Source organism: Achromobacter sp. Marseille-Q0513 (assembly GCF_018195695.1).
Taxonomy (GTDB): domain Bacteria; phylum Pseudomonadota; class Gammaproteobacteria; order Burkholderiales; family Burkholderiaceae_B; genus Achromobacter.
In genome coordinates this window covers 1-310 of sequence record NZ_JAGTJY010000681.1, presented here as the reverse complement: position 1 = coordinate 310, position 310 = coordinate 1, and the positions used below count along the sequence as shown (strand labels likewise).

Genomic DNA, 310 nt, shown 5'->3' with positions numbered 1-310 from the left:
ATTCAAGGACGATCCATGACTGATCTGTACAAGCACCGCTCCCGCACGGTAACGGAAGGCCTGGCGCGCACGCCGCATCGCGCCTTCCTGCGAGCCACGGGCCTGGACGACGACGCCATCGAGCGACCGTTCGTCGCCATTGTCGACACGTTCGGCGAGAACACGCCATGCTCCATGTCACTGGCCCCGCTCTCGGACAATGCCCGCCTGGGCGTGGCCGCCGGCGGCGGCGTGCCGATACGTGGCTCGGCGATTTCGGTTTCCGACGGCACATCGATGAACCATGCCGGCATGCGTTTTTCCCTGGTAT

The 310-nt window shown here is 64.8% G+C and carries 1 protein-coding gene; it reads left to right on the top strand.

Annotated elements, in window-relative coordinates:
- Positions 1 to 15: 15 nt before the first annotated feature.
- Positions 16 to 310: dihydroxy-acid dehydratase (locus KDH83_RS32285; protein ID WP_212323306.1), on the top strand; the 295-nt coding region annotated here is incomplete at its 3' end.